This is a genomic window from Paenibacillus nitricinens, from assembly GCF_052056485.1.
Classification (GTDB): Bacteria; Bacillota; Bacilli; order Paenibacillales; family Paenibacillaceae; genus Paenibacillus_AQ; species Paenibacillus_AQ nitricinens.
On record NZ_CP183948.1, the window covers coordinates 2,138,742 to 2,163,181 of the forward strand.

At 43.4% G+C, this 24,440-nt stretch carries 23 protein-coding genes and 3 tRNA genes; 24 read left to right on the forward strand and 2 right to left on the reverse strand.

All coding sequences use genetic code 11. From position 1 onward, the window contains the following. Positions 1–39: 39 nt before the first annotated feature. From ACN6KS_RS09320 to ACN6KS_RS09370, 11 genes are all read left to right on the forward strand, one after another. The gene (locus tag ACN6KS_RS09320) at positions 40–1,602 is read left to right on the forward strand and encodes a fumarate hydratase (RefSeq protein ID WP_094878347.1); all 1,563 of its coding nucleotides are present in this window, start codon (positions 40–42) and stop codon (positions 1,600–1,602) included. Between the two features lie 195 nt (positions 1,603–1,797). After that, a complete protein-coding gene (locus ACN6KS_RS09325; protein WP_094874022.1) occupies positions 1,798–2,184 on the forward strand; it encodes a VOC family protein in 387 nt (128 codons plus the stop codon). Between the two features lie 180 nt (positions 2,185–2,364). Next, a complete protein-coding gene (gene pnpS / locus ACN6KS_RS09330) occupies positions 2,365–4,161 on the forward strand; it encodes a two-component system histidine kinase PnpS (RefSeq protein ID WP_094878342.1) in 1,797 nt (598 codons plus the stop codon). Positions 4,162–4,270: 109 nt separating this feature from the next. Beyond that, positions 4,271–4,999 (forward strand): response regulator transcription factor, encoded by a 729-nt coding sequence (locus ACN6KS_RS09335; protein WP_042125998.1) that lies wholly within the window; start codon positions 4,271–4,273, stop codon positions 4,997–4,999. A 199-nt stretch (positions 5,000–5,198) separates the two neighbouring features. Then, the gene (pstB, locus tag ACN6KS_RS09340; RefSeq protein WP_042186541.1) at positions 5,199–5,954 is read left to right on the forward strand and encodes a phosphate ABC transporter ATP-binding protein PstB; all 756 of its coding nucleotides are present in this window, start codon (positions 5,199–5,201) and stop codon (positions 5,952–5,954) included. A gap of 73 nt (positions 5,955–6,027) precedes the next feature. Then, a complete protein-coding gene (gene phoU, locus ACN6KS_RS09345; RefSeq protein WP_094874024.1) occupies positions 6,028–6,687 on the forward strand; it encodes a phosphate signaling complex protein PhoU in 660 nt (219 codons plus the stop codon). Positions 6,688–6,924: 237 nt separating this feature from the next. Then, positions 6,925–9,594, forward strand: a complete 2,670-nt coding sequence (gene polA / locus ACN6KS_RS09350) for a DNA polymerase I (protein ID WP_094874025.1) — start codon at positions 6,925–6,927, stop codon at positions 9,592–9,594. A gap of 52 nt (positions 9,595–9,646) precedes the next feature. Then, positions 9,647–10,483: a DNA-formamidopyrimidine glycosylase gene (gene mutM, locus ACN6KS_RS09355; RefSeq protein ID WP_440961853.1), complete on the forward strand. Its 837-nt coding sequence runs from the start codon at positions 9,647–9,649 to the stop codon at positions 10,481–10,483. A gap of 127 nt (positions 10,484–10,610) precedes the next feature. Next, positions 10,611–11,357, forward strand: coding sequence for an MntP/YtaF family protein (locus tag ACN6KS_RS09360; protein ID WP_094874027.1), 747 nt, complete (start codon positions 10,611–10,613; stop codon positions 11,355–11,357). Positions 11,358–11,366: 9 nt separating this feature from the next. Then, complete coding sequence (gene coaE / locus ACN6KS_RS09365; protein ID WP_440961854.1) at positions 11,367–11,963, forward strand: dephospho-CoA kinase; 597 nt, start codon at positions 11,367–11,369, stop codon at positions 11,961–11,963. Continuing rightward, positions 11,960–12,523 (forward strand): lytic transglycosylase domain-containing protein, encoded by a 564-nt coding sequence (locus ACN6KS_RS09370; protein ID WP_094874029.1) that lies wholly within the window; start codon positions 11,960–11,962, stop codon positions 12,521–12,523. The genes coaE and ACN6KS_RS09370 overlap by 4 nt, the downstream gene beginning before the upstream one ends. A 78-nt stretch (positions 12,524–12,601) precedes the next feature. Here the strand turns inward: ACN6KS_RS09370 and ACN6KS_RS09375 are convergent, their stop codons facing one another. Beyond that, the gene (locus ACN6KS_RS09375; protein WP_042126012.1) at positions 12,602–12,820 is read right to left on the reverse strand and encodes an alpha/beta-type small acid-soluble spore protein; all 219 of its coding nucleotides are present in this window, start codon (positions 12,818–12,820) and stop codon (positions 12,602–12,604) included. 165 nt (positions 12,821–12,985) lie between these two features. On the opposite strand from ACN6KS_RS09375, the gene nrdR reads away from it, so the two are divergent. The 3 genes from nrdR to ACN6KS_RS09390 all read left to right on the forward strand — a co-directional run bounded on the left by nrdR (position 12,986) and on the right by ACN6KS_RS09390 (position 13,781). Beyond that, the gene (gene nrdR / locus ACN6KS_RS09380; RefSeq protein WP_341134224.1) at positions 12,986–13,462 is read left to right on the forward strand and encodes a transcriptional regulator NrdR; all 477 of its coding nucleotides are present in this window, start codon (positions 12,986–12,988) and stop codon (positions 13,460–13,462) included. 160 nt (positions 13,463–13,622) lie between these two features. Continuing rightward, positions 13,623–13,698, forward strand: a tRNA-Ala gene (locus ACN6KS_RS09385). Positions 13,699–13,708: 10 nt separating this feature from the next. After that, positions 13,709–13,781 (forward strand) — tRNA-Lys (locus ACN6KS_RS09390). Between the two features lie 217 nt (positions 13,782–13,998). On the opposite strand, the gene ACN6KS_RS09395 is transcribed toward ACN6KS_RS09390, so the two are convergent. Continuing rightward, a complete protein-coding gene (locus ACN6KS_RS09395) occupies positions 13,999–14,154 on the reverse strand; it encodes a putative holin-like toxin (protein WP_419886734.1) in 156 nt (51 codons plus the stop codon). Positions 14,155–14,337: 183 nt separating this feature from the next. Between ACN6KS_RS09395 and ACN6KS_RS09400 the strand changes: the two genes are divergently transcribed. From ACN6KS_RS09400 to ACN6KS_RS09445, 10 genes are all read left to right on the forward strand, one after another. Next, positions 14,338–14,691, forward strand: coding sequence for a recombinase family protein (locus ACN6KS_RS09400; RefSeq protein WP_440962384.1), 354 nt, complete (start codon positions 14,338–14,340; stop codon positions 14,689–14,691). After that, a complete protein-coding gene (locus tag ACN6KS_RS09405; RefSeq protein ID WP_440961855.1) occupies positions 14,649–15,101 on the forward strand; it encodes a zinc ribbon domain-containing protein in 453 nt (150 codons plus the stop codon). The genes ACN6KS_RS09400 and ACN6KS_RS09405 overlap by 43 nt, the downstream gene beginning before the upstream one ends. A 557-nt stretch (positions 15,102–15,658) precedes the next feature. Further along, positions 15,659–16,348 (forward strand): restriction endonuclease, encoded by a 690-nt coding sequence (locus ACN6KS_RS09410; protein ID WP_440961856.1) that lies wholly within the window; start codon positions 15,659–15,661, stop codon positions 16,346–16,348. A 409-nt stretch (positions 16,349–16,757) separates the two neighbouring features. Beyond that, positions 16,758–17,552, forward strand: coding sequence for a hypothetical protein (locus ACN6KS_RS09415; RefSeq protein ID WP_440961857.1), 795 nt, complete (start codon positions 16,758–16,760; stop codon positions 17,550–17,552). Next, on the forward strand, positions 17,549–18,181 hold the full coding sequence (locus ACN6KS_RS09420) for a ribonuclease D (RefSeq protein ID WP_440961858.1): 633 nt from the start codon (positions 17,549–17,551) through the stop codon (positions 18,179–18,181). The genes ACN6KS_RS09415 and ACN6KS_RS09420 overlap by 4 nt, the downstream gene beginning before the upstream one ends. Positions 18,182–18,336: 155 nt before the next feature. Beyond that, positions 18,337–18,409, forward strand: a tRNA-Lys gene (locus ACN6KS_RS09425). A gap of 323 nt (positions 18,410–18,732) precedes the next feature. Then, a complete protein-coding gene (locus tag ACN6KS_RS09430) occupies positions 18,733–20,514 on the forward strand; it encodes a sensor histidine kinase (RefSeq protein ID WP_440961859.1) in 1,782 nt (593 codons plus the stop codon). Positions 20,515–20,550: 36 nt separating this feature from the next. Then, positions 20,551–22,095 carry a response regulator transcription factor gene (locus tag ACN6KS_RS09435; RefSeq protein WP_440961860.1) on the forward strand — a complete coding sequence of 515 codons (1,545 nt, stop codon included), beginning with the start codon at positions 20,551–20,553 and terminating at the stop codon, positions 22,093–22,095. 105 nt (positions 22,096–22,200) lie between these two features. After that, positions 22,201–23,532 carry an extracellular solute-binding protein gene (locus ACN6KS_RS09440; protein ID WP_094876995.1) on the forward strand — a complete coding sequence of 444 codons (1,332 nt, stop codon included), beginning with the start codon at positions 22,201–22,203 and terminating at the stop codon, positions 23,530–23,532. A 32-nt stretch (positions 23,533–23,564) separates the two neighbouring features. Next, positions 23,565–24,437 carry a carbohydrate ABC transporter permease gene (locus tag ACN6KS_RS09445; protein ID WP_440961861.1) on the forward strand — a complete coding sequence of 291 codons (873 nt, stop codon included), beginning with the start codon at positions 23,565–23,567 and terminating at the stop codon, positions 24,435–24,437. Positions 24,438–24,440 lie beyond the last annotated feature (3 nt).

The following is a 24,440-nucleotide window of genomic DNA, read 5'->3' on the forward strand; positions in this document are numbered from 1 at the left end:
TTTGATAATCTGGATCTGCTGAGAGGAGCTTGAATGAATATGCAGCATTTTGAAGACAGCATTTATAATCTAATTGTTGAAACGTCCACGAACTTGCCGGGTGATGTACGCCGGGCGGTTGCCAAGGGTCGCGCACTAGAGGACAGAGCTACCCGGTCAGGTCTTGCGTTAACTACGATTGCTCAAAATATCGGAATGGCTGAGCAGCAAGTATCACCGATCTGTCAGGATACGGGAATGCCTACATTTATTATTCACACACCTGTGGGAGTCAATCAGATTGAGATGAAAAAAGATATTCATAACGCCATTGTACGGGCAACTAAGAATGGCAAGCTTCGTCCAAATTCTGTAGATTCACTGACAGGTGAGAACAGCGGAGATAATTTGGGAGCAGGTACACCGGTCATTCATTTTGAACAATGGGAAGAGGAAAAAATAGATGTCAGACTGATTCTGAAGGGTGGCGGCTGCGAGAATAAAAATATTCAATACAGCCTTCCAGCAGAATTAGAAGGATTGGGCAAGGCAGGCCGTGATCTGGACGGAATTCGTAAATGTATTTTACATGCTGTTTATCAGGCACAAGGGCAAGGCTGTAGCGCTGGTTTTATTGGTGTTGGTATCGGCGGTGACCGAACAACTGGCTATGAGCTGGCTAAGAAGCAGTTGTTCCGCAAAGTGGAGGATGTTAATCCAATAGAGGATCTCAACAAGCTGGAAGACTACATCATGGAAAACGCCAATAAGCTGGGTATTGGAACGATGGGCTTTGGTGGGGAAGTTTCGCTGCTTGGTTGTAAGATCGGCGTTATGAATCGTTTACCAGCCAGCTTTTTCGTATCTGTTGCCTACAACTGCTGGGCTTTCCGACGCCAAGGCGTGCTGGTTGATCCGTCAACGGGCAATATAGAGGACTGGCTGTACGAGAGTGGTACAGGGATTTCGGTTGATGATGGACGGGACCAGGCGTCGGAAACGGAGGTTGCAGATGCAAGTGAAGATAATGCAGCTACTGGATCTCGCGAAGTCCGCCTGACTACACCGATTAGTGAAGAAGATATTCGTAGTTTACGAGTTGGGGATGTAGTAATTTTATCCGGCGAAATGCATACGGGCCGCGATGCACTTCATAAATATCTAATGGATCATGAGGCTCCGGTGGATTTGAACGGTGCAGTTATCTATCACTGTGGTCCTGTAATGATGAAGGACGAGGAAGGCTGGCATGTTAAAGCAGCGGGTCCGACTACTAGTATCCGTGAAGAGCCCTATCAAGGCGATATCATCAAAAAATTTGGAATTCGTGCCGTCATCGGAAAAGGTGGAATGGGTCCAAAAACGTTAAAAGCTCTTCAGGAGCACGGGGGCGTATATCTCAATGCAATTGGCGGCGCCGCACAGTATTATGCGGAATGCATCAAGAAGGTAAATGCTGTTGATTTTATGGAATTTGGCATTCCTGAAGCAATGTGGCATTTGGATGTGGATGGTTTTGCTGCTATTGTAACGATGGATGCCCATGGCAACAGTCTGCACGCAGATGTAGAGAAAGATTCCGCAGCAAAATTAACTCAGTTTAAAGAACCTGTATTTAAATAAGTCAGGTACAGTCCGGTGAATTAGTCATAAAGTGGGGACATCCGCTGCTATGGCTTTTTCTCCGGTTTTATCAAAAATATAAGAATTTATATGTTCCACGCTATAATTTATCCTTATATTCCTCGTGTAATCACTTAGTGTCCATATGATAGGTGACGTCGAAGGTGTTTATGCTTGTCTAAAGGAGGTTTACGAATGGTACCACATTATATTAGAAATGGTCTTCTTAACGTTACTCCGTATTTCATTGTGGCTGATGCAGATCAATTGATTGATTTTGTTGTGAACTGCTTTGATGCAAGAATTAATGATATGCTGCGGAATGATGAAGGCAAGATTAGACATGCAGAACTTAGAATAGGAGATTCGATTATTGAGGTTTCCGAAGCGAATGAGAAATATTCACCCGTACAGCTCGCTATTCATCTATACGTAAGAAATGTGGATGAGACCTTTCGTAAGTGCTTGGATGCCGGGGCATCCATCATTGAAGAACCATTAGATAAGCCTTATGGGGAAAGAGGAGCGGGGATTAGGGATACTCAGGGCAATCAGTGGTTTCTTGCAACCTGTATAGAATGAAATCATAATATTTTACAAAAGTAATACAAAGTAACAGTCCAGAGATAATCAACTTGGGCTGTTATTTTTATATAATCTATTATAGTAGGGATTTATGTCACGAAAATAGTTGCACTGGTTTTTTGATGAAAATGAAGTTAGGATAAAAGATACAATGAAAAAGGGAGAGGCACACTTCAGATGAAACCGTTTCGCGCTCGTCTTACGTTTATACTTATGGCCTTAATCGGTATTTCCATGATTGGCACTGGATTTACGATGGCTCATCTGTTTAAGAGCTCCCATATAGCTGCTCTCGAAGAGAACATGTCCCGGGAAATAAATCTACTCGCAGGCACATTGGAATTTGTAGATATGAACGCCACCAATGCCATTCCGTATTACACGGAGCAGGCAGAGCATGTCGCCGAGCTTCTAGATTCCCGGATTACTTTTATCAGTAAGTCAGGTAAAGTTTTAGGGGATTCAGAGAAAAATCCTCTGGAGATGGACAATCACGCTAATCGTGAAGAGGAGATTGTTGCGGCTAAAGAGGGGACTGGCCGAGCCATTCGTTACAGCGAAACTTTAGATCGCGAGATGTTATATGTAGCAGAGCGAGTGACTTCAAATCAAGGTTTTGATGGTTACATTCGGGTCTCGATGGGACTGGATGCAGTAGCGGAAGGACTGAACCGTGCTTGGATGATTATGGCTGGGGGGTTAGTTATTTTGTTCCTGGCAGCAACTATTGTCAGCTACAAAGTGGCATCTAGTATGACTTCACCGCTTGAACAAATCACGAGAGTTGCGCGGCGTATTACAGATCTTGATTATGATGCAAGAGTCCATTTGAAGCGTAAAGATGAGGTCGGGCAACTGGCAACAGCGATAAATGCCATGGCTGACAGTCTTCAAGCTCAGCTTAAGACCATTCGTGATAATGAGGATTTGCTGCAAAGCGTACTGGACAATATGACTGGCGGCATTATAATGATCAATGCGGACGAAGAAATTGCCCTGCTGAACCGAGCCTCAGAGCGGATGCTGGATGTTAGCAACAGTGAAATGGCGGGTCATTCGTACAAGGAGCTAAAGCGTCATTATGAGTTAACGCGGCTGCTTGAAGAAGGGGTATCGAATAAAGAACCGCTCCATGAAGAACGAAGTATTTACAATCCGAGAGAGCGGATTGTACGCATGGACGCAGTGCCTATGATCCAGGATGGGACGTATAGAGGCATGCTCTTCCTGCTGCAGGAAGTAACAGAGATTCGTCGCCTGGAGAGGATGCGAAGTGAATTTGTCGCTAACGTATCCCATGAATTGAAGACGCCGGTTGCCGCTGTTAAAGGATTTGCTGAGACCTTGCTGGGTGGTGGGGTTAAGGATGAGAAGACCGCCCGTTCCTTCTTGCAAATTATTTATGATGAGAACGAACGCTTAAATCGCTTGATTGGAGATATTCTTGAATTATCTAAAATCGAATCTAAACGTGTGCAACTCGATTGCTCTCCTGTTCACATCATTGAATTCTTTGATTCCGTGCTGGGAACCATTAGCAAAGTGGCTGAGAAGAAAAGTATTAGTCTTAACGTAGAGGTTCCTGAGGAGCTGTTCATTGAGGCCGATGAAGATAAACTACGTCAAATTTTTATGAATTTGCTCTCCAATGCGATTAATTACACGCATGAAGGGGGTAGCGTAAAAGTCTATGTTAAGAATATACTGAAGCCAGATGGTTCTGAGAATGTCCAATTTACCGTTACCGATACAGGGATGGGAATTCCCAAAAAGGATCTGCCGCGTATTTTTGAACGTTTTTATCGAGTGGATAAGGCAAGATCCAGAAGCTCCGGTGGAACGGGGCTGGGACTGTCTATTGTGAAGCACTTGATTGATTTGCACCATGGTGTGATTTCGGTTAAAAGTGATCTGGGGATCGGAAGTTCATTTATTATTGAGTTGCCGCTCTTGCAGGAAGAAAAGGTGGATTAGATTTTTGTGAATTCACCTCATCGATTTTACACCGAGTTAACATTGTGGTGATATGATTGTTTTGTTGTTGTTTTGTAAAAATCAAACTAAATGGAAGACGGGGGAACCTATGGCTCAACGATTGCTTGTCATTGAAGACGAACCGACACTGGCCCGGCTGCTGTCCTATAACTTAACGCAGGAAGGTTACGAGGTAACAGTAGAGGATCATGGTACGGCAGGATATGATCGTGCGACGAGGGAACCTTTTGACTTGATCGTATTAGATCTGATGTTGCCAGGTATGAATGGCATAGACATCCTTGATAAATTGCGTGGACAAGGTATCCGTACACCTATTATTGTGTTGACCGCCAAAAATGCGGAAGAAGATGTAGTTAGAGGGCTGAAATCAGGAGCTGATGATTATATAACCAAACCATTCGGCGTCTCTGAACTGCTCGCTAGAGTAAGTGCTGTACTTCGGAGGATTTCTGGACTTGCTGAGGAAGCACCGACAGAAACACCTATCTCTGCTTCTACCATTATTTTAGGTCAATTAGAGATTTACCCTGAGAGATATGAAGTCTCCCTCGGTGGTCATAGTATTAATTTGCGGCCGAAAGAGTTCGAAGTGCTATTATATTTGGCTCGTAAGCCAGGAGTTGTGTTGACGAGAGATGATCTCATGAATGCTGTATGGGGCTTTGATTATATTGGCGGGCAGCGTACGGTGGACGTGCATGTGAGTTCACTTCGTAAAAAGCTTGAGCTGGATCCAGAATCCGTTCATATCGATTCGATTCGAGGCGTAGGCTATAAATTAGTGGTTAATAAAAAAAGAGCTCCGGTCATTTAGAGTGACTGGAGTTCTATTTTTTCTATACTTTTCATAAATAAGAAATGCTCGGAGTACTAGTTGGCTTCTGGGGAAATACTGTGATGTGGACCCATTCATCTCACTGATTTTACATTGCGTTAACATTTCTCTCCAACTGTATTTACACTAAAAGCTTATCATGGAGATCGAAGATGATGAGAAGGAGACGTAAACACTAATGAAATCCATCATTGACATAGAGAATCTTGATCTCTACTATGAGTCGTTCCACGCACTGAAGAATGTGAATCTGCAAATCCCGGAGAAACAAGTTACCGCTTTTATTGGACCTTCCGGTTGTGGGAAATCCACGTTGCTTCGCACATTGAATCGTATGAATGATATGATTCCTGGCACACGTATAGAAGGAACTGTAAACATCGGTGGCAAAAATATTTATAGTGATGAGGTAGAGGTGGAAAGCCTGCGTAAGCAGGTCGGTATGGTGTTTCAACAGCCGAATCCTTTTCCTAAGTCGATTTACGACAATGTAGCTTACGGTCCCCGTTTACACGGCATCCGTTCCAAAAGTGAACTGGATGAGATCGTAGAAAAAAGCTTGCGTCACTCCGCCCTATGGGAGGAAGTGAAAGATTTTCTGAAGAAATCTGCCCTTAGCTTGTCTGGTGGACAGCAGCAGCGGCTTTGTATTGCTAGAGCGTTAGCGGTACAGCCTGATATTCTGCTAATGGATGAGGCAACCTCTGCCCTCGACCCTGTATCCACTCTCAAGATAGAAGAGCTTGTTCAGGAACTAAGAAGTGAGTATACCATTGTTATGGTAACTCATAACATGCATCAGGCCGCACGTGTATCCGGTCGAACCGTGTTTTTCTTAAATGGTGTAATTGTAGAGGCGGCGGACACAGAGGTGCTTTTCTCGAACCCTAAAGATTCCCGCACTGAAGATTATATTTCCGGACGTTTCGGCTGATCAGATTTAAAAGGGTGTTCGTCCCTGGAAATGGCAAGCTGACCATACGTTAATGAGGAGGATCGCTCTTATTATGATTCGCAGAAAAGAATTTGATAAAGACTTGGAAGAACTGCGCAGTCTGCTGCAGCAGATGGGTGAGCATGTTAAGGATGCTCTTGAAGGCGCAATTAAGGCATTACAAAATCTAGATACAACGCTCGCACAAGAAGTTGTTGAAGCGGATCTACAGTTGAATGCCATGGAAGATAAAATCATGGAAATTGGCTCACGCTTAATTATTACTCAGCAGCCTGTAGCTAAGGATTTGCGCCGCATTATCGTTGCCTTTAAAATATCAAGCGATTTGGAACGTATGGGTGATCTGGCGCTTGATGTAGCAAAAGCGACCATGCGTCTTCAAGGACAAACGCTGATTAAGCCGCTTGTTGACATTCCTCGCATGGCTGAAATCGTGACGATTATGATCGATGAGGCCATTCAATCTTACCTGGATGAGAATACTGATCTGGCTTATAAAATGGCTCAGGATGATGATCAGGTCGATCAATTGTATGGTGCGATGATCAATGAGTTGTATTCTTATATGGTAACAAAGCCGGAAACCGTATCCCAAGCTATGTTATTGACGCTGGTAGGCCGTTATATCGAACGGATTGGCGATCACGCCACTAACATTGGCGAAAGCGTAGTTTACCTGGTTACCGGTAGCCGTCCAGATTTGAATGAATAGCTTTGATTCAAAAGATGTTTGGTAATTGTCGTAACTGCGGAGAATGTTTGGACTTTCGGCCGTTGTTGTCTCCAAACTTCTCCTCCATTACTTGCACCTTCACATCTTTTGTTTATTTTTAGGTAAATTGAGTAGCCGTCCTTATATTAGGACGGCTACTTGTTGTATAGCCGTTTCTACTTGGACAGGCCATATGTTAAGATGTAAGAAGTAAGCATGAAAAAGGCGAGGTGCACTATGGACAAGTTGATACTTATAGATGGAAACAATATTATTTACCGCGCATTCTTCGCGATGCCTCCGCTAACGAATACAGCAGGGCAACAGACGAATGCGGTGTACGGTTTTACCACTATGCTGCTCCGTTTAATTGAAGAACACAAGCCGACACATATGATTGTTGCCTTCGATGCAGGGAAAGTCACATTCCGGCATGAAGGCTATGAGGATTATAAAGGCGGTCGGCAAAAGACACCTCCCGAGCTCTCCGAGCAGTTTCCACTATTGAAGGATTTGCTCAGAAATCTAGGTGTACCGCAGTTTGAAATCGGCAATTATGAGGCCGATGATATTATTGGAACCATTTCTCGCCAAGCAGATGAAGCAGGCCGGCAGGTTATGATCGTGTCGGGAGACAAGGATATGCTTCAATTGGCTTCCGAACACACGACCGTTGCGTTGATCCGCAAAGGAGTTACTGAGGTCGAGCTTTATGGACCAGAACAAATTCGTGAGAAATATGACCTGACACCAGAGCAGATCATAGACCTTAAGGGACTGATGGGTGATGCGAGTGATAACATTCCAGGCGTTCCGGGTGTTGGTGAGAAAACAGCGCTCAAGCTGTTGCATCAATTCGGATCCGTTGAAGGTGTATTAGCAGGAACCGGTGAGCTTAAAGGTAAAATGAAAGAAAAGCTCGAAGCACATGCGGAAGACGCTGTCATGAGTAAGAAGTTGGCAACCATCTATCGTGAAGTGCCTCTTGAGCATTCGTGGGAAGATATGATCTTTAACGGGATTTCTGCGGATACAGCAGGACCCGCACTCGCAAAATTAGAATTCAAATCACTTCTGGAAAGGTTATCACTAAGTGCCTATGCTCCAGTAGCTGATGGAGAAGAGGGTGCAACGGAAGTAGAAGCTGCAACACTCGATATTTCGATCGTGAGTGAAGATGAACTTGAGGCGCTAAGTGAAGCGCTGCCTAGTATTTCAGCGCTGCATGTGGAATCCAATGGGGATAATCCGCATCGTGCCGAGGTGATCGGGGTAGGGCTATCTACTTTGGAGCGACATTATTATGTGCCGTTTGAATTACTACAGAAACCAGCGGCCGCGAAGCTACGCGACTGGTTAGGAGATGAGAAGGCTCCGAAGAGCGGATATGATCTTCACCGTGCTGATTTGGCACTGCATTGGCAGGGGATTGCTTTTGCAGGTGCAGCGCATGATGTGCAGCTGGCGGCTTATTTGCTGGATCCGACGGAAGCTAATCAGAACCTGAACGATCTCGCTACGAAATACGGCTTGCCAAGGTTGTCACCTGATGAAGATGTATTTGGTAAAGGGGCCAAATATAAGATTCCTGAGCTTGAGATCTTAGGAAATCACGTCGCACGTAAGAGTGCTGCGGTACTTGGTATCGCCCAGAAACAACAGCAGGAATTGATTGAAACGGCAATGACCGGACTGTTCGAGGATCTCGAAATGCCATTATCACGTATTCTTGCGGATATGGAGAAACAGGGGATTGCAGTCAACGAAGGGGATCTTAAAGAGTTAGGAAAAGAATTCGAAGCTCAGATTTCCAAGCTGGTCACTGAAATATATGAATTAAGTGGCACGGAGTTCAATTTGAATTCACCAAAGCAACTGGGTGAGATTTTATTCGTTAAGCTAGGTTTACCTGTTGTTAAGAAGACGAAGACAGGCTATTCCACCGATGCTGAGGTGCTTGAGAAACTAGCGCCTTATCATGACGTGGTACGTTTGATTTTGCAATATCGCACGATTGCGAAGCTCCAGTCTACATACGTAGAAGGACTTCTTAAAGAAATATCTCCGAAAACAGGAAAGGTGCATACCTTCTATCGGCAGACGATTGCGGCTACCGGACGTCTCAGCAGTCAATATCCGAACCTGCAGAACATTCCTATCCGCCTAGAGGAAGGGCGCAAAATCCGTAAAGTGTTTGTTCCATCCGAACCGGGTTGGTCCATTCTTGCGGCGGATTATTCTCAGATTGAACTTCGGGTGCTAGCGCATATCTCCGGTGATGAGCGGATGAAGGAAGCTTTTCTCCATGATATGGATATTCACACGAAAACAGCGATGGATGTATTTGGAGTTACTAACGATCAGGTTGATAGCAATATGCGTCGTGCTGCTAAAGCCGTTAACTTTGGTATCGTGTACGGCATCAGTGATTATGGTCTGTCGCAGAACTTGAATATTCCTCGTAAAGAAGCCGCTCAATTCATTGAGCAGTATTTTGAGGTATACCAAGGTGTGCGTCGATATATGGATGATATCGTAGTTGATGCAAGGAAACATGGATATGTAACCACGCTGCTGGAACGTCGTCGGTACTTGCCTGAGATTAATGCAAAGAACTTTAATCTACGTTCGTTTGCGGAACGTACGGCAATGAATACACCTATACAAGGAACTGCAGCTGATATTATTAAGCTGGCGATGGTGCATATGGATAAGGCGCTTTTCGAGCGTGGGCTAAAGAGCCGTATGCTGCTTCAGGTGCACGATGAGCTTGTATTCGAGGTGCCAGAGGATGAAATGGAGCTCATGAAGACGCTTTTGCCGGAAGTCATGGGTGGAGCATTGCAGTTATCTGTGCCGCTTAAAGCAGAGGTAAGTTTTGGCAGCAACTGGTACGAAGCGAAATAGGCTCCCTTTAAGGTGTGTATATCAGCTATAATGTAGTTGAGGTGAAGACATCATGCCGGAATTACCGGAAGTAGAGACAGTCAAGAGAACACTGAATGATTTAGTTAATGGAAAGCAGATAGAGAATGTAACCGTCCGGTTGGCCCGGATTATTCAGCGGCCGGATGATATTCAGGCTTTTGCCAACCTGCTCACAGGTCATAGCATTGTTAATGTTGAACGAAGAGGGAAATTTTTGCGTATCGTGTTAGACGGTCTGGTGCTGGTATCTCATTTACGGATGGAGGGCCGTTACGGACTTTTTTCGAACGAAGATCCACTGGACAAGCATACGCATGTGATATTCCATTTTACCGATGGTACTGAGCTGCGTTACACGGATGTTCGTCAGTTTGGTACGATGCATCTTTTTCAGATTGGTGAAGACCTGCAGTTGCCTCCTCTTAATAAGCTAGGACAGGAGCCGCTGGAGCCATCCTTTACGCCGGAGAAGTTTAAGCAGATTGTATCAGGCAAAAGCACAAAAATTAAATCGCTGCTGCTGAATCAGGAATATATCGTGGGCATAGGTAATATTTATGTAGATGAGTCGCTGCATCGTGCAGGGATACATCCTGAAGTCAGCGCTAAAGATCTTTCGGATGAGCAACTTGATCAGCTACATCACGCTATTGTCAGTACGCTGACGGAAGCGGTAAACGCTGGTGGTTCATCTGTAAAATCATATGTGAATGGTCAAGGTGAGAGTGGCACTTATCAGCAGCAGCTGTTGATTTACGGTCGTAAAGATCAGCCGTGTAACCACTGTGGAACGATGATTGAGAAAACCGTTGTAGGTGGCCGCGGCACGCATTATTGTCCAAGCTGTCAGCGTAAGTCAGAAAACTGAAGAATTAATTAGGTTGGCACCCACTACTTGTCCCGCCCATATACTGTGTGAAGAATGCTTAATAGAGAACGGAAGCTGAATGAAATGTAATCTTCAGTGTTCCGGTTCTTCACAGGAGGGATTGCGGGTGCTCAGCCCATTTTTTTCACTAATATTACTAGCTTTTGCTTTGAGTCTGGATGGTTTTGGCGTTGGTATTACATATGGACTGCGTAAAATGAAAATACCATTGCTCTCCATTCTGATTATCTCGCTTTGTTCGGGGGTAGTTATCTGTGTATCTATGCAAGTGGGTGTTCTGCTTGCCAAGGTAGTGTCTCCACATGCAGCTTCTGAGGTTGGCGCTGTTATACTTGTGCTAATGGGGTGCTGGTCGCTCGTCCAGATGCTAATGCAGAAGGAGAAGGAACAGACAGGTGAGCATAAAGTAGATAGTGAAGAAAATGTACTATCCACAGAAGCTCGGGCAGAGGTAGCTGTTGTTACTGAAGATGTTGTAGAACAGGTTGCCATGGCTCCTGAACAGGCAAAGTCGGCTGTCTTTTCCCTTGAGCTACGACGGTTGGGGATTGTTGTACAGATCCTACGTACTCCGTCTTCTGCAGATATGGATGATTCCGGAAGTATTTCTTCGATGGAAGCTATGCTGCTCGGGATTGCCCTCTCTCTAGATGCTTTTGGAGCTGGACTTGGCGCAGCATTGCTGGGGTTCAATCCGATATGGACATCACTTACAATTGCTCTGTTTAGTGGTACATTTCTATTGCTGGGCATGAAGACTGGATTAAGATTCGCCGGGAACTACTGGATGAAGCATGCTGCTGCACTACCCGCGTTATTATTAATTACAATGGGAATACTGAAGCTATTATGAGGTGAGTACATGATTATTGGCTTAACCGGAGGCATTGCATCCGGAAAAAGCACGGTGTCTGCACTGCTTGTGAGCAAGGGAGCGAGGCTGGTTGACGCGGATGTGATCGCCAGAGAAGTTATGCTCCCCGGTCATGAGGTGCTGGCTGCGGCTGTGAAACAATTCGGAAGCGAGATCCTCTCTCCGGATGGCACCCTGAATAGGGGCAAGCTGGGGGACATTGTATTTCAAGACCCAGCGGCCCTGCAAGCCCTGAACAATCTGACGCATCCCGCAATCCGGCGGGAAATTAAAGAACGTATGAACAGCCTGGAGGTAGAAGATCCAAAGAAGTTAACAATTGTGGATATCCCTCTTCTTTTCGAATCAGGACTCGAGAACATGTTCCATGAAATACTGGTGGTCTACGTGCCTCGTGAAGTGCAAATCGCTCGATTAATGGAACGTAACGGACTTTCTTTAGAACAAGCAGAAGCACGCTTAAATGCACAGATGGATATTGAAGCAAAGCGTAACAAAGCGGACTATATCATTGACAACAGTGGCGAACTTGCGCACACTGAGCAACAGGTTGCTGTTCTTTGGGACAGGCTGGGCTTATCATGAAATGGTTACGTAAAAAAAGAGTCCTTCTTCTATTATTTATTGGTTTTACTGCGATATTGTTTCTGAGTACGAACTGGATGTCCTGGTTTTATCCGATCCATTATAAAGATGAGATCCGTAAGCACAGCATTACGTACGATATAGACCCATTTCTAGTGGCTTCGATTATCCGAGTGGAAACGAACTTCAAAACTGGACGAGAATCCAAAAAAGGTGCTATAGGTTTAATGCAGCTTATGCCGGATACCGCCAAATGGGCCCTTGAAAAGGCCAAGCTTCCTGATGTTTCTATGGAGGAGCTTAAGCATGAACCATCAGCAAATATTGAGCTAGGTACCTGGTATCTTTCAACATTATCCCGTCAATTCGAAGGTAAACGTACAGCGGTTATCGCTGCCTATAATGCTGGACCGGGTAAAGTTCAAAAATGGCTGGATGAGGGGATCTGGGATGGGACGGATGCTACGATTAAGGATATTCCGTTTGGTGAGACCCGCCATTATGTTCAGCGCGTCAACTATTACTATGATCAGTACACGGATATTTACAATGAATTTTAAACCGTGTTATGTATAAAAAGAAGCATTAAACGACCTGTGAGTCGTTTAATACTTCTTCAGTAAGCTTATGTGGACAGGTTATTTGTATTGACCTGCCAATTGTTGTTCTGCCAGGGTTACAAGACGTTTAGTGATGTAACCACCGATCGAACCATTTTCATAAGAAGTTTTATTGCCTTGGTAACCATCTGGGGAAAGCGTGATTCCGAGTTCTTGGGCAACTTCATATTTAAGTTGTTCCAAAGCACCACGGGAATTTGGAGCTACAAGGTTATTGGAGCTGTTGTTTTGGCTCATTGCTGTTCACCTCCTCTGTTGGTAACTGTATTATGTGCCGGACTTGCCATAATCATTACAATAAAAAAACGGTGATTTCTGGAAAAAATGAAATAGCCCTTTAAAAGCCGGTTGTTTAACAAACCGGGGACAAAAAACATTATGTAATAGGAAGTGATGAAGCTTATGAAATGCCCTTACTGCGATCACACAAATACTAAAGTTCTTGACTCGCGACCAGCGAATGAGAATAAGTCCATCCGCCGCAGGCGTGAATGCGAGCGTTGCAGCAAACGGTTTACAACCTTTGAAATGATCGAAGAAACACCGTTAATCGTAATCAAAAAAGACGGCAGCCGTGAGGAATTCAGCCGCGATAAAATTCTGCGTGGTTTAATCCGGGCTTGCGAGAAACGACCCGTCTCTGTAGAACGTCTAGAGAAGATCGTCTCTGAGGTGGAGAAATCCCTTCGCGGCATCGCCGTAGCTGAGGTAGAGAGCCAACAGATCGGTGAATTGGTTATGGAACAGCTCTATCCAGTAGATGAGGTCGCCTACGTTCGCTTTGCGTCCGTATACCGCCAGTTCAAGGATATTAACATGTTTATGAAGGAACTGAAGGGTCTGTTATCTAAGAGCACTGGGGATCTGGAAAGATTGTAGGGATGTGGCTTGTCTAATGACCAAAAAAAAGTGTTGACAGCGAAGGCGATTTTTTATATTATATAGGAGTCGCCTACGGCGCTTGGATTTGTCAGAATGACTTAAATACACCGAACTAAATTTTAGAATGTGTGATTTCATACATCTGAAAATTACGTTTGGGGCCATAGCTCAGCTGGGAGAGCGCATCGCTGGCAGCGATGAGGTCAGGGGTTCGATCCCCCTTGGCTCCACCAAACTTCATATGGACTCTTAGCTCAGTTGGTAGAGCAGTAGACTCTTAATCTATTTGTCCAGGGTTCGAGCCCCTGAGAGTCCATCCTAAAAGAAACGGCAGAAATGCCGTTTTTTTGTTATTCAGGAAGCGGAGTGACTTTTTATTTGGTTTTGATCGTGGTATAGTTTGGGTAGATAAATCGTACAATGCAAAGAGAGCCGTGCGGAAACACGGCTCCCAGTGCAATAGCCGCTTTTAAGGGCGGCGGCTTTCAGGTATTACGGGCAGAAATAGACCGCATCCTTTGGACTAGGGCGGTCTATTTCTTTTTGAGGTAATTTAGCAAAGCAATAATGAACATGCCGAACATGAACATCAGTGACAACGCTTGATAAACCTCCATGGCATCACCTCCCTTCGGGGAGATTAGCCGACCGCCCTTGCAAGCCGTTCTATTGCTCGATAAGTATAGCATATTATGGGAATATAGTAAGCACGGATGTTCTTGTTTTTACCTGATTGATTCCATAAAACCTAATATTATGAATATTGACTCTGATCAAAGACAATTCATAGTTAAAGAAACAGACGAGGTGCTGTTTCTTTTTTGTTTTCATTTATTTTAATTTTTATTATAGCAAGAAAATATGATGGGTAGATTCAGGAAGGATACCGACAATATCTGATCGCCAAGATGCTTAATGAAAAAGGGATTAAAACAAACAAAAGTAAAGCTTGGGCATCTAACTCGGTCAGTGTCGATCTACGTAACCCTATGTATAAAGGGTACACAGTTTACGGAAGAGGAACTGATAAAGAAGTTTTTTCTAGGAAACAGAATGCAGAACTGGTTATTATAGATGAGGCTAAATTGGCTCAAGTCCAAGCTATACGCGAAAAGAGAAATCCCGAGAATACAAAGAAGAAGGCATCGAATGTGTACTTAGAAATACGAAGGGGTCATTACTGTTGGTTGGAATGGCGAGATGTGGTCATTACGGAAATCCACTAACAACAACTTGGAACACAAAAAAGTATACTCGTAAAGATGGTACGGAAATAGTGAAGCGTGAGGCTAAGTATCGCTGTTCAGGGAAGGCACTTCAAAAGGTGAAATGTAATGGTAAAACAATCCATTCCCCGATCTGTCTGGAAGGGATTGTGCTAGATGAAATATATGCTTATCTGGATCAACTAGAAACAGTGGACTTGAAAGAGCAAATAGAACAAATAAAAAGTAGAAACTCAGGAGACGAGGAAAAAGCTTTACGAAAGCTTCAAAAGCTGACGCATAAAGCCAAAATGGAGCTAACAAGTCTCAAAGATGAGGTGTTAAATGTCATCATGGGAAAAAGCCCCCTTGATAGAGAGATGGTAAACGAAAGGTTAAGGAGAAAGAGAGTGAGGTATCCTTATTACTAGCAAAGCTAGAGAAGTCCGAACAGGAGCTCAATTCTAAAAAGGTAGAGCATGTTGAAATACAGGCTCTCCAGACCTATATTCCTGTTTGGCGCGAGCTGTTTAAGAAAGCATCTACTGCTAAGAAGAAAATGATGCTTAGTACGATCATCGAGTGCGTTAGGATCTACCGAGACTCAGTAGAACTGACGTTGAAATTGAACATAAGCTTGTTTTTAGCGACTGCTAATGCAAGTAGTCTAAAAGGTAATGATTTGAATGCTTGTGATAATGTTTTAGGTAAGGCACTGTCGCATCATACTAATATAGAACAGAATTAGTTATAGAACATTCACTAAATTCAGAAGTTAATTAAATCTCAGTGAAATAGAGTAGGCCCTCAGTATTATGTGGGGGCTTTTTATCATACCAAATATATACAAACTTATGATATAGTAGAGAAACTTGAACCGAAATATAGCAAATATAGAAGAATGATCAAGTGAAATATCGAATGTTCTAGGTAGATAGTCCTTATTGATTTTGCAACGAATATATTACACCATGAGAGTGGGTTAATAATGGCCAAAACGTATTATGCAGAAGGTAGGCAGGTGGCTTATGTAGTAAGAGGACTGTTTATTCTTGGAGGTTTAGGGATTTACTTTAGTATTCCGGGGTTGCACTGGGGGTTCTTTTTAGGAATTCTACTAGGTTCGGTCATTCTCGGGGAAATCTTCGGAGGCATGTGGACTCGTAAGCGGCGTAAGGATAAGAAAGTAAGAAGAGTATCTGGAACGAATAATGCAAAACAGAGTAGCGTAGGAAGGACCAAGACTAGTGTTCGTAGTACATCGACTAAGGCTTCTACCAAAAAACTGACGGATACACAGATTTTGAAAGCAGACGTAAGGACATTGTCAGGCACAGATTTTGAGAGGTTAATGGAGCTGTATTACATAGATCAAGGTTATACCGTACAACGAGTCGGAGGATCTGGTGATCATGAAGTGGATTTAATCCTCAAAGGCAAAGAGGGGTATAAAATCGCCGTGCAGTGTAAGCGTTGGAAGAAGGATGTTGGAAATGATATTGTATTGCGTCTGAAAGCCGGTAAACAGGTGCATGGCTGTTATGATGCTTGGATTGTAACTACGAGTAATTTTACTAAGCATGCGAAAGAGGCTGCTGATAGACTTAATATTAAGTTGATTAATGGGCTGTCGTTGGATGATAGGTTAAAAAGGTGGAAGAGTAGTATGGTAATATAATTTTCTTAGTTATTAAAGTATTTGATTATTAATCGTTAGTCACTTTTTATATCATATACAATCAGCGTTTAAAGATACTGGGGAGTTTATTTAAGCATTTGCTTAGAAGTAAGCCGAGAAAAAAGTGGGTTGGAGTGTTCTAGGATAGAAAAAGGGACTAAGAGTAACTTGAAATAATTCTCAGCTTCGTAAAGAAAAAGATACCTATATAGTTCGAAATCTTCATTGTGCAATCTAGCATGTCTAAGTCAAAAGTATCCGTTTAACTAATAATTACTGGACGTAACAGAGAACTACTTAAAAGAAACGGCAGAAATTAATTTCGTGAGAGATACTTGATAAGTATGGATATTATCTTTTGTTTAGTATTTTTTTAGATACTTAGCTGTTCAAGGAGATGGAAATAGAAATGATTAGAGATATTTATCGCTCAAGATTTTGGCTTTCTGTTATTGTAACATTCACTGGTGGGATATTACTTTTGTATCTAGCTGAACTAATTGGTGAAGGTATTTGGCAAGGGGTTATCGAAAATTTAGGTACTGCATTTTTCTTTACTGGTGTATTTGGACTTGTTCAAGAATATATTTTAAAAGATAAGTTGGTTGATGTAATACTAAGTAAATTAAACCTAAAAAAAGATATAGATCGAACAGGCATTGAATCAATTTTTTTTGGTATCAGCGATATTGACTATGGGTTTTTTTTGAAAAAAGCTGTAAAAAACATAGATATTGTCCATGTTTATGGTCGAACATGGACAAATAGTAATATAGATGAAATAAAAGATAGATTAATCCGATCAAATTGTAAGATAAGAATTGTACTATTAGATCCCAATTCATTATTTATACCTGCATTAGCTGCTCATTATAATCAAGCACCTGACGAGTTAAAACAATCTATTAAATATGTTTCCAATACATGGAAAGAAGCTTATTTAGCGAAAGAACAAGTTAAGAGAAGGAAAACGCAAAGCAGTATTGATTTGTACTATCATACTGGATTTCCGGCAAACTCTTTGTATCGTATTGATGATCGTCTTATTTTTGTTCAAAACAAAATGACTAAGGGTAAGTCAAAAAAGTTGCCCTCTTTTATCTATAGTAAGCTTGATAAAGGAGATAGTCTTTATAATGACAACTTATTTGAAATTGAAGCTTTGATAAATGAAGCTGTAAAAGTAGATTGGAGTCATTTATGATGATAAGCAAAGAAAATATTTATGTTTGCAAAGGCGATATTTCAGAAGAGGATGTAAAAAGAATAAAATTAGAATGTGAATATATTGGAATTGACACTGAAACAACAGGGCTTAGTTCTCTTACAAACAACTTATCTTTAGTACAAATAGCGGCAGAAGGGAAGTACTATATTGTTCAAATTGATAATCAAATTAGGCCAGAAAACTTAGTGAAAGTTTTTGAAACAAGTGGATTGAGAAAAGTTTTTCATCATGCACCTTTTGATCTTTCATTTATAATGAAACATTTAAAAATTGAAACCATAAATAACGTAATCTGCACAAAAATTGCTTATAAATTAATTAATGGACTAAATGTTAAAAGCTCATTAGAGGATTTAACTAGAGAGTGTTTAAATATTTCACTTGATAAATCTCAACGAATGTCTGATTGGAGTAAATCCACACTGAATAGTAATCAAATTCAATATGCTCTTAATGATGTTCGTTATTTAGTGGTATTGTGGGAAATTTTAGAACAACAGTTAATTAAGTTGAATATGATTGTTACAGCAAAGAAATGCTTTGAATTTTTACCTACCCAAGCATATTTGAAGAATAAAGGAGTAGAAGATATATTTAAATATTAATAATTAGGCTAATCCTTAGATGAAACTAAGTTAGATGATAATAATCATTATATAATAATTATAAGGGCAGTGCCCCTGACCATCACGTCAGAGCGCATCGCTGGCAGCGATGAGGTCAGGGGTTCGATCCCCCTTGGCTCCACCAAACTTCATATGGACTCTTAGCTCAGTTGGTAGAGCAGTAGACTCTTAATCTATTTGTCCAGGGTTCGAGCCCCTGAGAGTCCATCCTAAAAGAAACGGCAGAAATGCCGTTTTTTTTGCTGTTTGCAACGTGGGGAGGCTTTCAGGTATTACGGGCAGAAATAGACCCATCTTTTGCGAGAGGGCGGTCTATTTTTTTTTGTGTTGAGGCAAGATCCAGTTCTCTCTCCCAGACGGAGGTTATGATAATCTGCATCTTAATACGGGCCAATGCTTCATCAAGTCAACAATAGCCTCTAGTCGGGACGTGTGACTTAGGGTATTATGAAAGCGCAAACATATTTTCTGAGAAGTTATGAAAGCTACAATTTGGCTACAGAGCATAAAGGTAATGAACGGAGGATACGATGGAAAACTGGTTGGGTAAATCGTTAAAGCAGAAGCTGAGCTTGTTGATTATTATTTCGGTATTGGTACCGGTGTTGTCTCTGGGACTGTTCTCCTATTATATTGCTGAAAGTTTAACGGAGGAGAAAGCGAAAAGTTCAGGCATGAACACGCTTCGGCAAATTGGGGCCTATTTGGAAAATATGGTGAGCGATGTTGAGAATCTATCACTATTCCTCATCGGCCACCCGGATGTCCAAAGCTATTTGAAAACACCGGAACATGATTTGTTAAAGCAAACCTCGATCGTTAATTTACTTACAACATTATCGATTTCCAAACCATATATCGCCAATGTCATGATCGAATCGAATGAAGATAATAAGCCGTCGGTTTCCTTCAGATCCGTCCTTGAATCAGAATGGGCCGATATTCAGAGCGAATATCCCGGTTATTATGAGGAATATCCCAAGTGGTGGTCTCCGGTGCATCATTTCGTTACGTCGGACGGTAAGGAGGATGTCATTACGATGTCGCGGCCGATTCGCAGCACATCCAAATATTACAGTATCGGCATGCTTAAAATTAGCTTGACGCAATCGGTTATCTCTAACCATTTAAAGCAAGCTGGACTAGAGGGGGAAGGCGTCGCCCTGCTGTTGGACGGACAAAATCAGATATTGGCTGGGCCAGAAGGATATTCGACTAACAAGAACTTAAACGAGTATTTCCCCGGAATAGTTGATTTCAAGGGGAAATCGGGTTCGTTCGATTACCGGGAAGCGGAGGAACGGAGTACAGTACTGTACTATCAGATGCCGAATGTTCACTGGAGGCTCGTAGGGATCATTCCGGCAAAAGCTTACAGAGCGCAGAACCAGTATTTTTTAACGTTAACTGCAATTGCAGTCAGCATTTCCATGCTCTTTGTCATCGCTTTCGTCCTTGTACTTATTCAAAAGGTGACGAAACCGCTGTCTGCATTAACGAAGTTTCTTAGAAATTCCAGCCCGGACGAGCCGCTGCCGACACTGCCCGTCACATCAATCGATGAGGTTGGACAACTGATTATTAGCTATAATCGGATGAGCTCGCGAATTATTAATTTAACCGATGAGGTGAAGCTGAACGAAGCGTTGAAGAAGGAAGCAGATATGTCGGCGCTTCAAGCGCAGATCAATCCGCATTTTCTATATAATACGTTGTCGTCAGTCCACTGGATGGCGCTAATGAAGGGAGAAGAAAGAATCGCGGATATGGTTGGCTCATTGAGTGATTTTCTTCGGTTCAGTTTAAATAAGGGACAGGAATATTGTGCAATCAGCCAAGAAATTCTGCATGTAGATCATTATGTGAAGATTCAGTCCATTCGATATCCAGATAAATTCGATTACGAGGCGGATATTCCGGCGGAGCTGCTGGATCTGAGAATGCTGAAGCTGCTGCTCCAGCCGCTAATTGAAAATGCGATGCTTCATGGCATTTTGAAAAGAGAGGGTAAAGGAAGCATTATTGTTAAAGCGTTGTCTGCGGGAGAGCGTATAACATTTATTGTTCAGGATGATGGTGTCGGCATGAGTAAGGAAAGAGTGGAGCTGCTAAGGGAGAAGATAAGCGCAAATTTGGGCATTGATCCGCTGAAGAATAATGACTCGGCAGGCAGCAGCTACGGATTGCGTAATGTGCATAATCGGCTACAGCTTCATTATGGGCACGAAGCTGGCTTGCGGATTGAAAGTGCAGAAGGTAGCGGCACTAAAGTTAGCTTTACGATTATTCCGCTCCAATCAGAAATCAAATAGATTGCAACCTTTGTGGGGAAGAAGGAGAGTCTGCATATGAAGCTTTTAATTGTAGATGACGAAGTCATTATTAGGACCGGCATTAGCACGGTTATTAAATGGGAAGAGAATGGCATTGAGCTGCTTGTGCCGGCTGCTTCCGCAGAGGAAGCTTTGATGCGCATTCCGGTTGAGTGTCCTGACATCATTCTAACCGATATTCGGATGACGGGAATGACGGGATTGGAATTATCTCGTGAGGTTAAGCGGAATTTTCCTTACATTGAAATTGTTATATTGTCTGGATTCGATGATTTCGCATATGCACAGCAAGCGATGCGGGAAGGCATAAGTGATTATTTGCTTAAAAATAGCCGTCCTGGCGATATCATGACTGCGGTTATGCGCGTGAAGCAGCGTATCGTCAGCAGAAGGGAGGCTGATCATCAAGGCGCCATCCATCAAACGGCATTCCGTTGGAAGCAGCTAGATCGGTTTCTTCGCGGGGACAATCTCCTGACGGAGCGTGAAAGTGAGGAACTGTTGATCTATTATCCTGAGCTGAGGCTCGGATTGGATATGGAGAAGCTAGAGCTATGGCTAGTGACATCAGCGTCTCCACTGACCATGAAGGAGGAGACGGAAAGTGAAATGAATGAGGCGGCTGCGATGATTAGGGATTCACTTGGCTGTGTCATTCTGGATTGGGAATATGGATGGCTGCTTATTTTCCGCAGGGGGCAGCCGGGCGCGAAGCGATTGGTTAAGGCGTCGATGGAGCGGGCGGAGCGCGTTTATCGCCAGCCTTTTTTTGCAGCATGCGGTGTATGGGCCAGCAATGTGGCAGAATTGAGGGAGTCCCTTCGTACCGCCGAACATACCACCTCTTTCCGATGGTTAGCAGAGGAAGCAAGGCTGCTGGTTTATGAGGATATTAAAGACCGGAAAGGAATGCGGACCGTTTGTACGGAAGAAGTGGAGAGTAAGTTAACCGCCGTTCTGAGAAGCGGAAGCCGAGAAGTCGTACAGCAGTGGATTAAAGGTGAACTGGCGGGCATTAGGCAGGATACGGAAGCGACGCCTAGTTCGGTTCAAGCGTATTTGCATTCGTTGATCGTTGGGGGATACCGCTGGTTAGAGCGTGCAGCGGCATCCGTGGGTCAATCGATGCCGAAGCTTCCGCAGCTTGAACAGCTGGATATGAAGCTGCTTTCAACGAATCCAGAAGAAATACTGCAGCAGATGCTGCTTGCAATCCATGCGCAGTATGAACGATTAAATGGGAGCAGAAATGAAGCCATAAACCGAACTGTTGCTTATATACGCGAGCATCTTGCTGACAGCTTGTCTTTGGCACAGGTAGCGGCAAGCGTACATATGAATCCAAACTATTTTAGCAAGCTGTTTAAACAGGAAACAGGTAAAAACTATATTGAGTATGTAACGGAAGCGAGAATGGAATGGGCTAGCCGTTTGTTGAAGGAAACGCCGGCGAAGGTAAGCGAGATCGCTAGGCGGGTAGGTTACGAGGATATGAAGCATTTTAACCAGCTTTTTAAGCGGTACAGTGGCGAAACCCCTTCGCAATATCGATCAAGATGAATGGCCGAAGGTGAAAATATCCCCCGTAAGCGCTTAATTATCCCCCCTACGACTTATCGTCTGTCTTATCTATACTAGGGTTATCACTAAAGGGGGAATATTTGAATGAAGAAGAGATTTGCGTTTGTAACGACAATTATCTTGATGATTGCCCTTTTGGCAACCGCTTGCAACAATGGCGGAAAAACGGAGCAGGGCAATGAAGGTAACAAAGGCTCTGAAGAAAAGACGAAAATTTCAATATGGCATAACTTCGCAGGTGATGACCTTCGTGCCAAAGCGGTTAGAGACCTGATCGACAAGTATAAAGCGGAACATCCAGATGTTGAGGTAGACGCGCAAGCGATCCCGGTTGACGGTTATCGTCAACGCCTAAGCACAGTGGCTGCAGCAAATGAAATGCCAGACGTATTTTTCGTCTATGCGGGCAGCCAATCCCAAGAGTTCTATGATGCCGGGAAGCTTCAACCGATTACAGAGTTGATGGATAAATACCCAGAATGGAAGAACAATTTCTTGGCAGGGGCATTCGACCGCTATGCGTTTGAAAAAGGACAAATTTTCACAGCACCGCTCGGGATGTCAGCAACTTCGTTCATGTATTACAATAAAGATCTTTTCGAGAAGCATAGTGTAAAAGTGCCGACGACTTGGGAAGAGATGATGACTGCGATCAAAACGTTCAACGACAACGGCATTACGCCGATTGCCCTCGGCAATAAAGCGCCATGGGTTGCACAATCGACGATTATCGGTTCGTTGGCTGACCGCGTGACAGGCACGGAATGGTTTTTGAAAGCTGCAGCTCAAGATGGAGCGTCTTTTACAGATTCTGTGTTCATTGATGCATTGGGTAAGTACAAAGAGCTCGTTGACAATAAAGCGTTTCAAGATGGCGCAAACAGCATCGACAACACACAGGCAGAGCAATACTTCATTCAAGGCAAGGCAGCCATGATGATTAACGGTGCATGGTCACTTACGAATCTTGCAGCATCCTCAACACCTGAGCAATTAGCACCTATCGAAGTCACAACTATGCCTGGCATCGAAGGTGGAGCAGGCAAAGCGAATACACTTTCGGGCGGCGCTGGCGCTGGCTTCGCGCTTAACAAAAATACAAAAGGTGCACAAAAGCAGGCAGCACTTGATCTGATCTACGCAGTAAGCGGACCGGACGGCCAAAAGGCGATTGCAGAAAGCAACTCGATGGTTATGTACAAAGTAGAACTGGATAAGTCGAAAGTAAGCCCGCTTTACTTCAAAGCTTACGAATTGGCTGTGAATTCTGAAATTACACCGGTATATGACGCCTATTTATCTGCTGAAGCAGGCGAGGTGATTAACAACGGTCTTCAAGAGCTTATGATGGGTGGTAAGCCGGAGGATGTTGCTAAAAAACTGCAGGATGCGCAAGCGCGTTCGACTAAAAAGTAATCAGACAAAAGCAAGTAAAGGAGGCTGCCGCCATGCCTGCATCATTGCGCAGCAGAAGCTTCGTCATCATGGCGCTGCTTCCTGCACTACTCATTTTTATCATCTTTGCGATCGTCCCGATTTTTTGGTCAGCGTACTACGGGTTCTTTGAGTGGAAGGGACTCGGTACTGCCAAGCTTATCGGGTTGGATAATTATCGAATGATATTAGAGGACCCTGTATTCTGGAGAGCGCTGAAAAACAATCTGATCCTTGTTGTCTCGGCAGTAATAGGTCAAGTATCGGTCGCATTGCTGCTGTCATTGCTCCTGCTTAAGAACACGATGTTCAATCGCTTGATGCGCTCCGCCGTATTTCTCCCGATGGTGCTGTCTACAGTCGTCGTCGGTCTTATCTGGGGTTATATTTATCACCCGCAAATTGGTTTACTGAATCAATTATTGGAGACGCTGGGACTGGAATCTTGGACTCGAACTTGGCTAGACGACCCTAAAATCAATATGTTTGCCGTATCGATTCCGATTAACTGGGCAAATATCGGGCCATATCTTATCATTTTCATCGCTGCACTCCAAAATATTTCTTCAGAAATTAATGATGCTTCGAAGATCGATGGGGCGATTGGTTGGAGGAAGCTATTTTTCGTAACGCTCCCGATGATTTGGGGAACGGTTGTTGTAACCATCGTACTGTGCATATCTGGGAGCTTAAAGGCATTCGACCATGTTATCGTCATGACGCGTGGCGGACCTGCACAATCTACAGAATTGCTCGCCACATATATGTACAATAACACCTTTACGGTATACCGTTACGGCTACGGCTCTGCGGTATCCACAATGATTATTCTGATTAGCGCCGTGCTCATTGGCCTAAATCACATCATCACGAAGAGACGCGGGTAATGG

What these genes read in the sequence shown, in the direction of transcription:
- ACN6KS_RS09395 (WP_419886734.1), bottom strand. Translation starts at nt 14,154, where the DNA reads ATGCTATACTTATCGAGCAATAGAACGGCTTGCAAGGGCGGTCGGCTA.
- ACN6KS_RS09375 (WP_042126012.1), bottom strand. Translation starts at nt 12,820, where the DNA reads ATGAGCCAAAACAACAGCTCCAATAACCTTGTAGCTCCAAATTCCCGT.
- ACN6KS_RS09410 (WP_440961856.1), top strand. Translation starts at nt 15,659, where the DNA reads ATGGCCAAAACGTATTATGCAGAAGGTAGGCAGGTGGCTTATGTAGTA.
- coaE (WP_440961854.1), top strand. Translation starts at nt 11,367, where the DNA reads ATGATTATTGGCTTAACCGGAGGCATTGCATCCGGAAAAAGCACGGTG.
- nrdR (WP_341134224.1), top strand. Translation starts at nt 12,986, where the DNA reads ATGAAATGCCCTTACTGCGATCACACAAATACTAAAGTTCTTGACTCG.
- ACN6KS_RS09435 (WP_440961860.1), top strand. Translation starts at nt 20,551, where the DNA reads ATGAAGCTTTTAATTGTAGATGACGAAGTCATTATTAGGACCGGCATT.
- ACN6KS_RS09420 (WP_440961858.1), top strand. Translation starts at nt 17,549, where the DNA reads ATGATGATAAGCAAAGAAAATATTTATGTTTGCAAAGGCGATATTTCA.
- ACN6KS_RS09325 (WP_094874022.1), top strand. Translation starts at nt 1,798, where the DNA reads ATGGTACCACATTATATTAGAAATGGTCTTCTTAACGTTACTCCGTAT.
- mutM (WP_440961853.1), top strand. Translation starts at nt 9,647, where the DNA reads ATGCCGGAATTACCGGAAGTAGAGACAGTCAAGAGAACACTGAATGAT.
- ACN6KS_RS09320 (WP_094878347.1), top strand. Translation starts at nt 40, where the DNA reads ATGCAGCATTTTGAAGACAGCATTTATAATCTAATTGTTGAAACGTCC.
- pstB (WP_042186541.1), top strand. Translation starts at nt 5,199, where the DNA reads ATGAAATCCATCATTGACATAGAGAATCTTGATCTCTACTATGAGTCG.
- phoU (WP_094874024.1), top strand. Translation starts at nt 6,028, where the DNA reads ATGATTCGCAGAAAAGAATTTGATAAAGACTTGGAAGAACTGCGCAGT.
- ACN6KS_RS09440 (WP_094876995.1), top strand. Translation starts at nt 22,201, where the DNA reads ATGAAGAAGAGATTTGCGTTTGTAACGACAATTATCTTGATGATTGCC.
- ACN6KS_RS09445 (WP_440961861.1), top strand. Translation starts at nt 23,565, where the DNA reads ATGCCTGCATCATTGCGCAGCAGAAGCTTCGTCATCATGGCGCTGCTT.
- ACN6KS_RS09415 (WP_440961857.1), top strand. Translation starts at nt 16,758, where the DNA reads ATGATTAGAGATATTTATCGCTCAAGATTTTGGCTTTCTGTTATTGTA.
- polA (WP_094874025.1), top strand. Translation starts at nt 6,925, where the DNA reads ATGGACAAGTTGATACTTATAGATGGAAACAATATTATTTACCGCGCA.
- ACN6KS_RS09335 (WP_042125998.1), top strand. Translation starts at nt 4,271, where the DNA reads ATGGCTCAACGATTGCTTGTCATTGAAGACGAACCGACACTGGCCCGG.
- ACN6KS_RS09370 (WP_094874029.1), top strand. Translation starts at nt 11,960, where the DNA reads ATGAAATGGTTACGTAAAAAAAGAGTCCTTCTTCTATTATTTATTGGT.
- pnpS (WP_094878342.1), top strand. Translation starts at nt 2,365, where the DNA reads ATGAAACCGTTTCGCGCTCGTCTTACGTTTATACTTATGGCCTTAATC.
- ACN6KS_RS09430 (WP_440961859.1), top strand. Translation starts at nt 18,733, where the DNA reads ATGGAAAACTGGTTGGGTAAATCGTTAAAGCAGAAGCTGAGCTTGTTG.